Annotated in this window: 10 protein-coding genes; 9 read left to right on the top strand and 1 reads right to left on the bottom strand. The window is 49.3% G+C overall.

The window, feature by feature from the left end:
* Positions 1-183 precede the first annotated feature (183 nt).
* The 9 genes from ICC18_RS18435 (at position 184) to ICC18_RS18395 (ending at position 12,263) form a co-directional block, all read left to right on the top strand.
* Positions 184-1,635, top strand: coding sequence for a SulP family inorganic anion transporter (locus ICC18_RS18435; RefSeq protein WP_376745646.1), 1,452 nt, complete (start codon positions 184-186; stop codon positions 1,633-1,635).
* A gap of 311 nt (positions 1,636-1,946) precedes the next feature.
* Positions 1,947-3,533 carry a carboxypeptidase regulatory-like domain-containing protein gene (locus tag ICC18_RS18430; protein WP_188175905.1) on the top strand — a complete coding sequence of 529 codons (1,587 nt, stop codon included), beginning with the start codon at positions 1,947-1,949 and terminating at the stop codon, positions 3,531-3,533.
* 412 nt (positions 3,534-3,945) lie between these two features.
* Complete coding sequence (locus ICC18_RS18425; protein ID WP_188175904.1) at positions 3,946-5,775, top strand: ABC transporter ATP-binding protein; 1,830 nt, start codon at positions 3,946-3,948, stop codon at positions 5,773-5,775.
* A 220-nt stretch (positions 5,776-5,995) separates the two neighbouring features.
* Positions 5,996-7,555, top strand: a complete 1,560-nt coding sequence (locus ICC18_RS18420; RefSeq protein ID WP_188175903.1) for an ATP-binding protein — start codon at positions 5,996-5,998, stop codon at positions 7,553-7,555.
* 17 nt (positions 7,556-7,572) lie between these two features.
* The gene (locus ICC18_RS18415; protein ID WP_188175902.1) at positions 7,573-8,553 is read left to right on the top strand and encodes a Gfo/Idh/MocA family protein; all 981 of its coding nucleotides are present in this window, start codon (positions 7,573-7,575) and stop codon (positions 8,551-8,553) included.
* 176 nt (positions 8,554-8,729) lie between these two features.
* Positions 8,730-9,785, top strand: a complete 1,056-nt coding sequence (locus ICC18_RS18410) for an ABC transporter substrate-binding protein (protein WP_188175901.1) — start codon at positions 8,730-8,732, stop codon at positions 9,783-9,785.
* Between the two features lie 114 nt (positions 9,786-9,899).
* Positions 9,900-10,814, top strand: a complete 915-nt coding sequence (locus ICC18_RS18405; protein WP_188175900.1) for an ABC transporter permease — start codon at positions 9,900-9,902, stop codon at positions 10,812-10,814.
* Complete coding sequence (locus ICC18_RS18400) at positions 10,814-11,608, top strand: ABC transporter ATP-binding protein (protein ID WP_188175899.1); 795 nt, start codon at positions 10,814-10,816, stop codon at positions 11,606-11,608. Before ICC18_RS18405 ends, ICC18_RS18400 begins: the two co-directional genes overlap by 1 nt.
* A gap of 172 nt (positions 11,609-11,780) precedes the next feature.
* Positions 11,781-12,263 (top strand): hypothetical protein, encoded by a 483-nt coding sequence (locus ICC18_RS18395; RefSeq protein WP_188175898.1) that lies wholly within the window; start codon positions 11,781-11,783, stop codon positions 12,261-12,263.
* Between the two features lie 60 nt (positions 12,264-12,323).
* Here the strand turns inward: ICC18_RS18395 and ICC18_RS18390 are convergent, their stop codons facing one another.
* On the bottom strand, positions 12,324-13,796 hold the full coding sequence (locus ICC18_RS18390) for a DHA2 family efflux MFS transporter permease subunit (protein WP_312029555.1): 1,473 nt from the start codon (positions 13,794-13,796) through the stop codon (positions 12,324-12,326).
* Positions 13,797-13,874 lie beyond the last annotated feature (78 nt).

Raw genomic sequence — 13,874 nt, 5'->3', positions numbered from 1 at the left:
AAAACATAAAAAACAGAGAAATTCAGAGAATATAGAAGAAAACAATGCGTATAAACGCTTTCATAGAACGATTCGAGCCTGAAAAACTTTCAATTGCCCCGTATAATCAAGAAAGCGAATATCGGCCCCGACAATCCTGAGAGTGGAGTGTCACAACCAACTTTATAAGGAGAGATGACTTTGCTGTTGCAGTGGTTTCAACAAGGTTTCTTTGGTAATGTCCGCAAAGATGTATTGTCGGGCTTAACCGTAGCTTTTGCGCTAATTCCGGAGGCGATTGCCTTTTCGATTATGGCCGGTGTGGATCCGATGGTGGGATTATATGCCTCTTTTATCATTGCCGTTACGATATCTTTTGCAGGGGGCAGGCCCGGCATGATCTCCGCCGCGACAGGGGCTATGGCTTCCCTGATGGGGCCTTTAGTTGCCAGTTATGGGATCGAATACTTATATGCAGCCAGCATTTTGACGGGCATTTTACAATGGGTGATGGGTGCCCTCAAGTTCGGAAGGTTCATTACATTTGTTCCGCATTCGGTGATTGTCGGCTTTGTGAATGCGCTCGCTCTTATTATTTTTATGGCGCAGCTGCCTAGCTTTGCAGGTGAATCTTGGATCATGTATGTACTGGTTGCGGCCACACTGCTTATTATCTATGGTCTACCGCGTTTGACTAAAGCGGTGCCGTCCGCCTTGGTTGCCATTATTGTCGTCACCATTGTGACGGTCACCCTTCATATCGATGTGCGCACAGTTGGAGATATGGGGACGATTAAGCAGGCGCTGCCGCTTTTTCACGTACCTCAAATTCATCTGTCTTGGAGCATGCTGATGAGCATTCTGCCATTCTCGCTGGCTCTGGCTGTTGTCGGCATGACTGAATCGCTGCTGACAGCGACCATCGTTGATGAAATGACGGAAACCAAGAGTGACAAAAACCGTGAAGTACGCGGTCAAGGTATCGCGAACATCATTACGGGATTCTTCGGAGGCATGGCCGGCTGTGCGATGATCGGACAAACGGTGATCAATGTGAAGTCAGGCGGAAGAACGCGGCTCTCGATGCTCGTAGCCGGTGTGTTCTTACTTTTCCTGATTCTTGTATTGGCTCCCGTCGTTCGGCAAATCCCAATGGCCGCGCTAGTTGGCGTCATGTTCATGGTATCGATCGGCACCTTTGACTGGAACTCGCTTCGCACGCTGCATAGGATACCCCGCGGCGATGCGGTGGTGATGGTACTGACGGTCATCATTGTAGTGGCAACGTCAGATTTGGCGATAGGCGTTGTCTCCGGGGTCATTTTGAGTGCGTTGAATTTTGGCTGGAAAATGGCTAAAATACGGGCGACCTCGCACCTGAACAGTGCGGATCACAAGGTGTATGAAATATCCGGGCAGCTATTCTTCGGGACGATGAGCCATTTTGTAGACATCTTTGAGGCTCAGCAGGATCCTGAGCATGTCGTGATTGACTTCCGCGCTTCGCACGTCTGGGATCAATCTGCCGTCACGGCAATTACCAAGGTCATTCATAAATATAAGCAGCTCGGCAAAACAGTCACGATTACGGGGCTCAATCACGAAAGTCAGCATCTGATCAACAAAGTGGGCTTAATTTCCACATCATCGCATTAAAAAAACAAGCTGTCCTCTTCATGGGGGCAGCTTTCTCATGTTGAACATCTTTCTATTGCATGATAGTGTGCTAGAATCGGAATTCACCGAAGAAACCGGGAATGTTGTAAAAAGATCCTGGATTGATATAAATATTTGATAAATTTTTTCGAAAAAAACACAATTTTTAGTCGAATTTTGTTATGATATAGAAGAATAACCCATTCAACGCCTCGTCATACAGCTCCTAAATTTATAAGTCGTTCATTTCAATGTCCATTTCTGTCAATCAAGCTCACTTAGAGTAACATAAGAAAGTAGGGATTTATTCTATGAAACCGCATAAGTTTCGTCTATTTGCCATTTTATTATCGGCTATTTTGTTGTTGAGTCCATGGACTCTGGTTAAAGAAGTATCGGCTGATGAGTTACCAGGCTTCAGAATCTTTTCGCCTATATCCACTCTCATTACACATGATATGAAGCCGGATATTTTTCTGTATGCGCCGGAAGGAGCAACGGTCAGGATTTATGAAGCGAATGAGGAAGAGAATGAGCTGATCGGGAAGGCGATCGGAGCAGGGGATACACTAGCTCGTGTTCAATTTGACGGTCCCTTGAGTAAAGGCGTACATAGTTTAATAGCTGAGTTACCTGATTTTGGTTCTATTAACCTTCCTTTGATTATTATCGATCCTAGTGATTCTTTTGACATCAGGGATGTTGCTGAGTACTCGTTTGACCCGATGATGGATAGTTGGGATTTTACAGATTCGGAGGAAACGGAAGTAGGAAATCTCCGTTTGAGCAACTTGAATTTCCTGCTTCATAGCATTGAGCCCAAGTCTAATAAACAAAAGTTTATCATTGGCCAAGTGACCGACAGAGAAACGCAAGAGCCGGTTTCCGATGCGGAAGTAAAATTCCGGGTAGGTGATAACATTCGTTTAGGAGAAGTAGCTGCGAAAACCGTGACGAACTCGAACGGTATGTACAAAGTTGATTTAATTGAGGATACATATACCATGGAGATTAATCGAAAGGGTTATGCGCCTGCCTTTATCACGAAAGTTTTAGTGCCTGGCGAAGATGCGAATGTTGCGAATAAATTAGAGATTGCACCTATTCCAGAAATAGGTGACATCAGAATTGAACTTAGTTGGGGCGCTCAACCAAGGGATTTGGATTCACATTTGATAGGCGCCAAGCCGGATAGAAAACCGTTTCATGTCTACTATGGAAATGACACTTATGAGTATAAAGATCTCCAATACGCCCATTTAGACGAGGATATTACACACGGGGGAGGCTTGGAAAAGACCATATTGTCAACTGTCTCCCAACAAGTCTATGGACCCTATAAATTTTATGTGAATAATTACTCCGGTGATGCGAATCTCGCAGGTGCGGGAGTTACGGTTAATGTGTACAAGGAGAATTCAAGTGGATTTGCGCAAATTCTAGGACCGATTGTCGTTCCAAATACCGGTAATAATGAACCGTACTGGCATGTCTTTGACCTGACTTTTGAAGCCGGCGTTCCGAATTTTGTTGTTAAGAATGAGCTGACAAATGAAGAACCGATCTATATGCCTGAAGTGGAGAGCCCGGCTGGAGGTAGGTTATTACAAGCTGCAATTACTGGAGGCAGTGTCGATAATAATGTGGTCACTTTGGTTTTGGATAACTCTATAGCAGAACTTCTGACGATCGAAGATTTCGAGGTTACAGCTACAATGGCAGGGGTAGCTTATAAAGTAACGGGATTAGAATACTCCTACGTTAAAATCGGGGACGTATACGTGCCGGAAATTCGTTTCGCTCCAATGCCTGGTGATACATTTGATATACACATTGCACCCGCAAGAAATTCCCAGTATTTGGAAGGAAGTCCGACGCTAACAATTGAAGTTCGGTAACAAGCAAAAGCCTGGCGCGCATCCATCGTAAATGGGGGGCGTCGGGCTTTTCTTTTACTGAATGACGGTATCTTTAGGATTAATCATCAGGACTTGCCTACGTTTGAGGCGTACAAGAACAAAGGTCGCAAATAAAGCATATCGGTGACGCAAATGATGAGCAATCGTTTCGTTTCAGGCTCCGAGCGCAATAAAAGTCCATAAATCTCTAACAATATTCGTTGTATATGGACTTTTAATCGTTAATCGCATTAAAGGTTAGGGTTTAGTTCTCGCGCAGCGCGCGAGTCTGTTCAACCCCCGGCCCGATCCATCCAGTTTATATTCCGTTTAAAATAGATGTGTATGATGCAGGGGTAAGGTCATTCACAGAGAACGGACGGGAGTCCGATCGGGTAAAGGAGAGAAACAGATGGCAACAACGACTTCATCAGAGCATTCGGGTAAGAGCAATTGGCGCGCGTTCGTCCGCCTGCTCATTCAGGCGAATCCGCCCAAGCTCGTATTAAGCATAGCGCTGGGATTAAGTATCATTTCTACACTGGTGGGCTTGGTAATTCCGCTTTTCACCAAAAACGTCGTCGACAGCTTCTCGATCAGCTCGCTGAGCTGGGCGCAGATTAGCGGGATGGCTATCGCTTTTGTGGCACAGGCTATTGCCTCAGGGATCTCGGTTTACCTGCTTAACTACGCGGGACAGCGGGTTGTGGCGGGCATACGCGACCGCTTGTGGAAGAAGCTGCTGGTTCTTCCCGTGGGTTATTACGATAACAACCAGACGGGCGACACCATTTCCCGCATGACGAATGACACTGCCATCATTAAAGGCCTCATTACCGAGCACATGGCTGGTTTTATAACCGGCATCATTGCGATCATAGGATCGATCGGCGTTCTGCTCTACATGGATTGGAAAATGACGCTCATCATGTTCAGCGTATTCCCGCTGGCCTTTGTCATCCTTTTCCCGCTGGGCAGACAAATGTACAAAGTATCCAAGGGCCTGCAAGCCGAGACGGCCAGCTTCACCTCCGTGCTGAATCGGGTACTGTCCGAAATTCGTCTGGTCAAAGCCGCTAACGCCGAGCCGGTCGAGTATAACGCGGGAAGCTCAGGCATTCAGAAGCTGTTCCAATTCGGGTTAAAAGAAGGCCGCATCCAGGCGATGATGGCGCCGTTGATTTCTTTTGTGATGCTGATGCTGCTCGTCGTGCTCTTCGGCTATGGCGGCATGCGCGTGTCTTCCGGCGCGATTACGGCGGGCCAACTGGTCGCTTTCATGCTGTACTTGTTCCAGATCGTCCTGCCGATTACGCAGATCACGCAATTTTTCAATCAAGTGCAAAAAACGATGGGGGCGACCGATACCATCCTCAAAGTGCTGGATTACGAAGAGGAGAACCCGCATGCGGGGGAGACGCTCCAAAACGCATCGCAGTCCCTGCATCTTGAAGGCGTCACGTTCAGCTACAAAGAAGGGGAGCCGGTCCTGAAAAACGTCAGCTTCACGATGGAAGCGGGCAAAGTAACGGCCATTGTCGGCCCGAGCGGCAGCGGCAAAACGACGATGTTCTCGCTCTTGGAGCGGTTCTACGCGCCGCAGAACGGTTCGATCAAGCTGGGCCAAGATCCGATAGAGCGATTCTCGCTCGTGTCCTGGCGCAGCCAGATCGGCTACGTTTCACAGGAAAGTCCGCTCATTGCCGGAACGATACGCGATAATATTTGCTACGGCATGCAGCGCGAAGTCACGCAGGAAGAGCTGCAGCGCGCATCCCAAATGGCCTATGCGGATGCATTTATTGAGGAGCTGCCGGATAAGTACGACACCGAGGTCGGAGAGCGCGGCATCAAGCTGTCCGGCGGACAGCGTCAGCGGATTGCGATCGCTCGTGCACTGCTGCGTAATCCGAAGATCCTCATGCTGGACGAAGCAACCTCCAGTCTCGACAGCAAGTCCGAGGTCGTGGTGCAGCAGGCACTGCAAAATTTGATGCAGGGGCGCACAACGCTAGTCATCGCGCATCGTCTGTCTACGGTTGTAGATGCCGATCAGATCATTTTTCTAGACAAAGGGAAAGTGACAGGAAGTGGTACGCATCAGGAACTGCTGGAGACTCACGACATGTACCGGGAGTTCGCCGCTCAACAACTGCAGATTCAAGATCAGCAGTTCCAAACGATCGAACCGCAGGCGATGAAGCAAATCCGCCTTGCCTCACACTCCGAAGTACGCGCTTAACGCATAATGGCATTTCAATCCTGGCATTCCAAGGGTTGGAATGCCATTTTGTTTGCGGAATCGAAATCCCCCGATACGGTTGTGCAATAATCTGTTTATTAGTATTTGTAAAGGAGGAGGAAGTCGCTGCGTCGAATATAGTTGTAATGTAAATTTGGGGGGTGAGGATCTGATTCTGCATGTAAAACGTTGGGTTTGGCTAACTTGCTTGGGGCTATCGGTGCTTTTGACCATGCTGATCGGCTTTTATATGCCGCGGGAAGGGTCCTTCACCGTAGCTGGCTTGACGATGGCGGTTTGGCTGCTCACCATCGGACTGCTGTACGGGATTTATCAACGCATCTTGAAGAAATTGGCTTTCAAACAAAATATGATGTCCTGGATGGTTAATCAGATTCCGGGCGGTTTTCTTTCCACCGATGTTCAAGGCCGAATCGTCTTCATCAATGAAGGAGGACGTCAAATCATCCAATCGGTGCAGCAAAGCGATAAGGAGATCATGGGGATGGACTTGCGAGCAGCGTTCGGTTGCTGCTCTGGCGATGAGGACTGCCCCCTTTGGAATTCCCTCAAATACGGTCAAATCTTTCATAAAGTACGTGTTCCTGTCGGAGACCGTACGATCCTTTTGGACAGCACGCCCATAGTGGACCCGATCACACATCAAATTGTAGGGTTAACCGCCTATTTTCAAGACATTTCCGAAGAAGAGCGGCTGGACAGAAGGCTTCGAAAATTGACATCAGAAGCTGTAGAATATGCCAAAGATCTGCAAACGCTGCTCAATTTTCTGCCGATTTCGGTCATATCCGTAGATCAACACGGTCGCATTGTCCACTTCAACGAGATGTCGATGACGTACATTCCGCAGCTAAAGCGGGATGATATTATCGGTCAAAGCTTGAAGAATTTCATGGAGCAAATTGGTGTGAACTATGAAAAGACCGTTCTTTCGAAAGCTTTGAACGGCATAAGGACTGTAGGGAGCTATTCCTTGTATGACGGAAAATCTTTTCTAAGCTATGCCTACCCGATTGAAAAAAATGGGGAAATTTTGGGAGCCGTAGGGATTTATCAGGAAATTACGGAAATGGAGCAGTTAAAGGATGATCTTAGTCAGATGGAGCGGCTCTCTCTGGTCGGTCAAATGGCGGCGAGCATAACCCACGAAATTCGGAATCCGATGGCGGTGATCAAAGGATTCATCCAGCTGATCAAAGAGCGCACGGGCCCAGAGCTGCAAGAGTACTTCGTACTTATACTGGAGGAACTGAATCGGGCGAATGAAATCATTAATGATTTCCTGTCGCTGGCGCAAAATCGTAATGTCCCCATGGAAAGTGTGGAATTGAATGCCATCGTGAGGTCGCTGCATCCCATCATACAAGCCGATGCCAACATGCGCGGCGCTCAAGTCGAGCTTCTGCTTCAACCGGACCTGTCTCCTATGCTCCTCAATGAGAAGGAGATCAAGCAGTTAATTCTCAATCTGGTGCGTAATGGCCTTGAAGCGATGAATGGCAGTGGAGTGATTAAGATCGAAACCAAACACGCCAATGATCATGTGGAGCTTCTGATTTCGGATACGGGGACGGGGATTTCGGAAGAGAAGCTGGCGCGAATTTTTGAGCCGTTTTATACATCCAAAGAGAAAGGAACCGGCTTGGGGCTCCCGGTTTGTCTCAGCATCGTGCAGAAGCATGGCGGTCAAATGATAGCAAAATCGGCCTTAGGCAAAGGTACGACATTCGTTATTACGTTACCTGTCAAAACGGAGTAATTGTGGAGGTTAAGCATATGGAACCGATTCGATGGGGGATCATCGGCTGCGGAGATGTGACCGAGGTGAAAAGCGGTCCTGCCCTGCAAAAGGCAGAAGGTTCTGAACTTGTCGCTGTTATGCGGCGCAATGGAGCGTTAGCTGAAGATTATGCACGCAGGCACGGGGTTGCCAAATGGTATCATCAGGCAGAGGCGCTGATTCATGATCCTGACGTGAATGCCGTTTATGTGGCTACACCGCCTGCATTTCATCGGGAGTATACGCTGCTGGCCGCGAAGGCAGGGAAACCGGTTTATGTGGAAAAGCCGATGGCAAGAAACCACGAGGAATGCCTGGACATGCTAAGCGCTTGCGAAGCGGCCGGAGTTCCTCTATATGTAGCATATTACCGGAGAGGGCTGCCGCGGTTCGCTCATATTAAGCAACTTCTGGACAGCGGTGCGATCGGCGATATCCGATTTGTTCAATCCGTACAGCTCCAAACACTGAGACCGACGGCAGGCCAAACGCTTCCTTGGCGCATGCAGCCGGAGCTTTCCGGCGGCGGTCTTTTTGTCGATCTGGCGAGTCATACGCTCGACATTCTGGATTATTTGCTCGGCCCTATCGGTGAGGTCCAAGGGTTCGCGGTCAATCAGTCGGGTCAGCATCAAGTCGAGGACTTGGTGACGTCGACGTATGCTTTCCAATCGGGCGTCATCGGCACAGGGGCATGGTGTTTTAGTTCTTACACCCGAAGTGACAGCAATGAGATTATCGGGAGTCTGGGCAAAATCAGCTTTTCCACCTTCGGTGAAGATGTACGCATGGAGCTAGCGGACGGGCAGATCCAAGCGTTAACGATCCCGAATCCTCCGCATATACAGCAGCCGCTCATTCAGAGAATCGTTGACGAGTTGCGGGGAGTGGGGCGCAGTCCGAGCACTGGAGTTTCGGCAGCGAGAACGAACCGGGTGATGGATGAACTGCTCCGGGATTTCTATAAAAGCATATAAAACAATTGACGGAAACGGGACAGCCAATTAAACTATGGTTAATTCAAATTCACCTTGGACATTCGCTGACCCGCACCTTTACACTTTGCTGGATAGAAGCGTTAAAGAGGTGAGCGGGTGAAAGATTCAAGGCAGACTATATCTTATCATGGGACTCAAAGAGAGGGGTAATGATTTTGAAAAAGAAAACATTAGCAACACTCGTATTATCCGCGGCGTTAATAACTGTAGCAGGATGCGGCCAGAAAGCGGCAACTGGCGGCAACCAGGCAGCAGGCGGTGCTGCATCGGCAACTCCGGCAGCAACCACAGCGGCAAAAACGTACAAAGTGGCGATTTCCCAAATTGTTGAACATCCGTCTTTGGATGCAACCCGTCAAGGATTTCTTGCAGCGCTGAAAGACGCGGGTATCGTAGAAGGCACCAACTTGAAGGTTGATTTCAACAATGCGCAAGGCGATCAACCGAACAACCTATCCATCGCGCAAAAAATCGCCTCCGCCGAAAATGATTTGGTGCTGGGTATCGCAACACCATCCGCGCAGGCGCTTGTGCAGCAAGTGAAAAAAGCTCCGGTTTTATTCGCGGCTGTAACTGACCCGCTTGCAGCTAAAATCGTAAGCAATATGGACAAGCCGGGCGGTAACGTTTCCGGAGCGTCGGACACGAATCCGCAGGCGGTTGCGCAGTTGATGGATTTCGTTGCGGCTAACTTGCCAAAAGTGAAAACGGTAGGTTTAGTCATCAACGAAGGCGAGCCGAATGCTGTCATTATGGCGAAAAATGCCGAGCAGTCCCTGGCTAAGCATAACATCAAACTTGTAAAAGCACCTGTAACGAATACGTCCGAAGTCAAGCAAGCGGCTCAATCCTTGGTTGGACGCGCTGACGTATTCTTGATTACACTCGATAACACAGTTGTTAGCGGCGTGGATTCGATCATTCAAATTGCGAACGAGAAGCACATTCCTTTCTTCTCCAGCGATCGTGATACCGTAGAAAAAGGCGCATTTGCAACCGTCGGTTTCAAATACTACGACCATGGCTACCAAGTTGGCCAAATGGCGGTTGAAGTGTTGAAAAACGGCAAAAAACCGGCAGACATGAAAGTAACGGTTCCTGACAAGCTGGACCTGATCTTGAACCTGAAAGCCGCCAAAGCACAAGGCATTGAAGTGACGGATGCGATGAAAAACGCAGTTAAAGATAAAGAGAAGAACATCATTCAGTAACCCGGCTTCTCGAAAAAGGGGTGAACGAAAGTTTTCGTTCGCTCCTTTTTCTCTCAGTTAGGGCCGAAGTGTTGATGTCGCTCTGTTGTAAATTGGAATAACGGAGGTTTTCAAATGATTAGTTCGTTGAACGGAGCCGTTGAGCTAGGTCTTCTATATGCGCTTATGGCGCTTGGTGTTTACATCACGTTCCGTATTCTTGATTTTCCCGATCTGACGGTGGATGGAAGCTTTACGACAGGCGGAGCTATCGCGGCCATCATGATTTCTCATGGGTACGCGCCTATGCTGGCTTGTCTGGCAGCCTTCGCCGGCGGCCTCGCTGCAGGAGCATGCACAGGTTTGCTGCATACGAAAGGGAAAATTAACGGCCTTCTTTCCGGTATTCTGATGATGATCGCTTTGTATTCGATCAATATGCGCATCATGGGCAAGCCGAACATTTCACTGCTGGGCGCTGATACGCTGTTCACCTCGATATCGCCGATCGCGCTTGGATTGATCATTGTAATTGTTCTGAAGCTGCTGCTCGATGCGTTCCTGCATACGGATCTGGGGCTTGCCTTGCGGGCTACGGGAGATAATGCCCGCATGATTCGCAGCTTCGGTGCCAATACGGATCATACAACTATTCTGGGCGTCAGCTTGTCCAATGGACTTGTGGCGTTATCCGGCGCGCTTATTGCGCAGCAATCGGGCTTTGCCGACATCTCGATGGGAATCGGGATGATCGTTATTGGTCTTGCTTCGGTGATTATCGGGGAAGCGATCTTCGGAGCGCGTACGGTGATTATGGCAACGTTGGCTGCGGTACTCGGCTCGATCGTATATCGGATCGTCGTCGCACTTGCGCTGCGCGTCGAGTGGCTGAATGCTTCGGACCTGAAGCTGATCACCGCGATTATCGTTATTATTGCGCTCGTATTTCCTTCCTTGCAGCGCTCCATCAAGCAAAAGGCCATGGCCAAGCGCCGAACGGCGGAGCTCATCGCCCAGGCGCTTCAGCCTAACAAGGGAGGTGAGCGTTGATGCTTGAGCTCTCGAACGTTTCTAAATTATTTAACCCCGGTTCGGCGGATGAGAAAATCGCGCTGATCGGTATTAACTTGAATCTGAAGCCGGGTGATTTCGTCACGGTCATCGGCAGTAACGGCGCCGGCAAATCGACGCTGATGAACATCATCTCCGGCGTGATGACGCCGGATGCCGGCGAAGTGCGTATCGGCGGTGAAGTCATTCACCACCTGCCGGAGTACGAGCGCAGCCGCTGGATCGGCCGCGTCTTTCAAGACCCCATGGCGGGGACGGCTCCTCGGATGACCATCGAGGAGAATCTCGCCATGGCGTATGCCCGCGGTAAAAAGCGCGGGCTCGGCTTCGGCGTCACAGCCGCTAGGCGCAAGCTGTTCCTGGAGCAGCTGCAGCGGCTGGGCATCGGCCTGGAAGGCCGATTGCGCGCCAAGGTCGGCACGCTCTCCGGCGGCGAGCGGCAGGCGCTCAGCCTGCTGATGGCGACGTTCACCAAGCCGCAGATCCTGCTGCTTGACGAGCACACCGCCGCGCTCGACCCGGCTCGCGCGGAGCTGATTACACGATTGACCGAGGACATCGTGCGCGAAATGAAGCTGACCACGCTGATGGTCACGCATAACATGGAGCAGGCGATCCGGCTCGGGAACCGCCTGATCATGATGGATAAGGGCCGCATCATCCTCGATGTGAGCGAGGAACGCAAAAAAGACCTCACCGCCCTGCAATTGCTCGGTGAGTTCGAACAAATCAGCGGCAGCAAGCTGTCGGATGACCGCGTGGTTTTGGGGTAAAACAGAAGCCTCCTGCGAAGGATGAATTCCTTTCGCAGGAGGCTTTTTTGTTCCTCAGCAAGGCTTCATGGATTGGGGACGTATGAGGGTTGACGCTCTGATGGAGGTTTATGTTTATGTTTGGATTATTTTGGGGACTCTATAGCAAATAACTAAAGGAGATCCCACATGAATGAACGAAGAACAAGCTCAGAATAGAAGTAAATTTGTTGCATTAATGTGGTCTATAGTTCAGCCAGGGCTAGGACATCTTTATCTGGGAAATAAAATCTTAGGTGTAATTTTCATGACTATCAGTTTAATTACCTTAATTCGTACAAAGTTGAACGTAACCATTTTTTGTATTTTTACAGGAAATTTTAAAAAGGCTAATTTGATATTTGCTGACAATCCGACGCTATTCTTACCTTCTGTTTACAGTTTCGCGATGTGGCATGCATTTAATTATGATGTTATTGCGAGGAAAGGGAATCCGCGAGAGTACAAACTTACTGGATTCTTTTTTGGATTTGCGATCGGAGGCATTCCTGGAACCGGTCAAAAATTTTTAGGGACACACATCATTACGGGGCTGGTTATCGGAGTTGCAACGGGCATAATGTTCCATCTTATAGAAAAGCTAATTTTATTGATGTTAAACAGAGTCCGACCTTAATTGTTCTTGATTAAAAAAGCCGTCCCCCAAGATCGATACTTGAGGAGCGGCTTTTGTACATTATTCCGCCGTCTTCGTCTGAAGCGACGCACCAGCGGCTGCCGTTTGATCGGCTTTTTGCTTGCCTACGAATAAGCTGAGCGGCAGCGCCGCCAGCACGATGAACGTGGCAAGCAGGTACACATCGTTCACGCTCATCGTAAAGGAGAGCATGCTGATTTGTCCTTTATCCTTCATCCCGGCGCCGACTAATTCTGTAACGTGAGATGTGGTCTGAGAGGACAAGACGGATGTGAACAACGCAATCGCGAAGGAACCGAACACGTTGCGTATCCAGTTGCTGATGGACGTCGCGTGACCGGTCAAGTTCCTCGGAATTTGCTCCATCCCGGCGTTGCTGGAAGGCATGGTGGCGAAGGCGATGCCGACGTTCCGCACGATCATCCAGAACACGATGTAGCCGCGTGCTACGTCCACACTCAACCAACTCAGCGTAAGAGTCCCCAGCGCGATCAAAGCGATACCGGTAAACATGAGTACGCGCGGTCCGACAATGCTGTACAGCTTGCCTACAAGCGGCATACACAGCGCCATGGCAAGCGAAGCCGGGAGCAGGATTAAGCCGGTATCGAGCGGCGTGACATGCTGAATATTTTGCAGGAAGATCGGGGTTAGGAACGTACCGGAGTACAAGCTGATCGTCACGATGCTGCTAATAATTAGCGTTAAGGTATAACGACCATTGGACAAAACGCAGATATTAAGCAGGGGTGTCTCGACTTTGAGCTCCCGCCAGATGAAAAGAAGCAGCATGATAAAGCCGAGCGCGATGAGTCCGATGGTTTTGCCGGATGACCAGCCCCAGGCATGACCTTCACTGAATGCAATCAATAAGGATAGACTACTAATAATGACTGTAAGCAAACCGATGAGGTCGAATTTTTTCGGTACTTGAAGCCGGTAATACGGGATGAGCTTCAAGACCAGGACAATGGCAACGATGCCGACCGGGATGTTCATCAGGAACAACCAGTGCCAGCTCCAATTTTGCAGCAGCCAGCCGCTTAGTGTCGGTCCGATGGCAGGAGCCATCATGGCAGATAGCGACCATAGGGAGATTGCGATCGGCTGCTTGGCGCGTGGAATGACTTGATACACGATCGTCATGGTAGCAGGCATAATCAGTCCGCTGAACGCCCCTTGCGCGATACGGAAAGCTATAAGCGAAGGAGCATCCCAAGCGATTGCGCACAAGAGGGAAAACAGGGTGAAGCCCATAAGCGCCAACGCGTACAATCGTTTATAACTGAAGCGTTCGCCGAAATATCCGGTGACTGGGGCGATGGTGCCGCTTGCGAGCATAAAGCCCGTGATCGTCCACTGGATTTTACTCAAATCGGTTTGAAAATGTTCGCTTAAAATAGGAATCGCGATATTGATCGTGCTCATGCTCAAGATCGAGACGAACGATCCAAAGAAGATGGCGATCATAATCGGCCAAAATCGGACCTGCTGCAATTCATCCTTAACCACAATAATGCCTCCACTCTATCCATTGATCTTACGGTCTGGTTTCTCTATAATTTGAATGAAAATCATCATACTACCAAC

This window comes from Paenibacillus sedimenti (assembly GCF_014534655.1).
GTDB classification, from domain to species: domain Bacteria; phylum Bacillota; class Bacilli; order Paenibacillales; family NBRC-103111; genus Paenibacillus_E; species Paenibacillus_E sedimenti.
This window is presented reverse-complemented; position numbering and strand designations above follow the sequence as displayed.

What these genes read in the sequence shown, in the direction of transcription:
- ICC18_RS18405 (WP_188175900.1), top strand. Translation starts at nt 9,900, where the DNA reads ATGATTAGTTCGTTGAACGGAGCCGTTGAGCTAGGTCTTCTATATGCG.
- ICC18_RS18425 (WP_188175904.1), top strand. Translation starts at nt 3,946, where the DNA reads ATGGCAACAACGACTTCATCAGAGCATTCGGGTAAGAGCAATTGGCGC.
- ICC18_RS18415 (WP_188175902.1), top strand. Translation starts at nt 7,573, where the DNA reads ATGGAACCGATTCGATGGGGGATCATCGGCTGCGGAGATGTGACCGAG.
- ICC18_RS18400 (WP_188175899.1), top strand. Translation starts at nt 10,814, where the DNA reads ATGCTTGAGCTCTCGAACGTTTCTAAATTATTTAACCCCGGTTCGGCG.
- ICC18_RS18395 (WP_188175898.1), top strand. Translation starts at nt 11,781, where the DNA reads ATGAACGAAGAACAAGCTCAGAATAGAAGTAAATTTGTTGCATTAATG.
- ICC18_RS18430 (WP_188175905.1), top strand. Translation starts at nt 1,947, where the DNA reads ATGAAACCGCATAAGTTTCGTCTATTTGCCATTTTATTATCGGCTATT.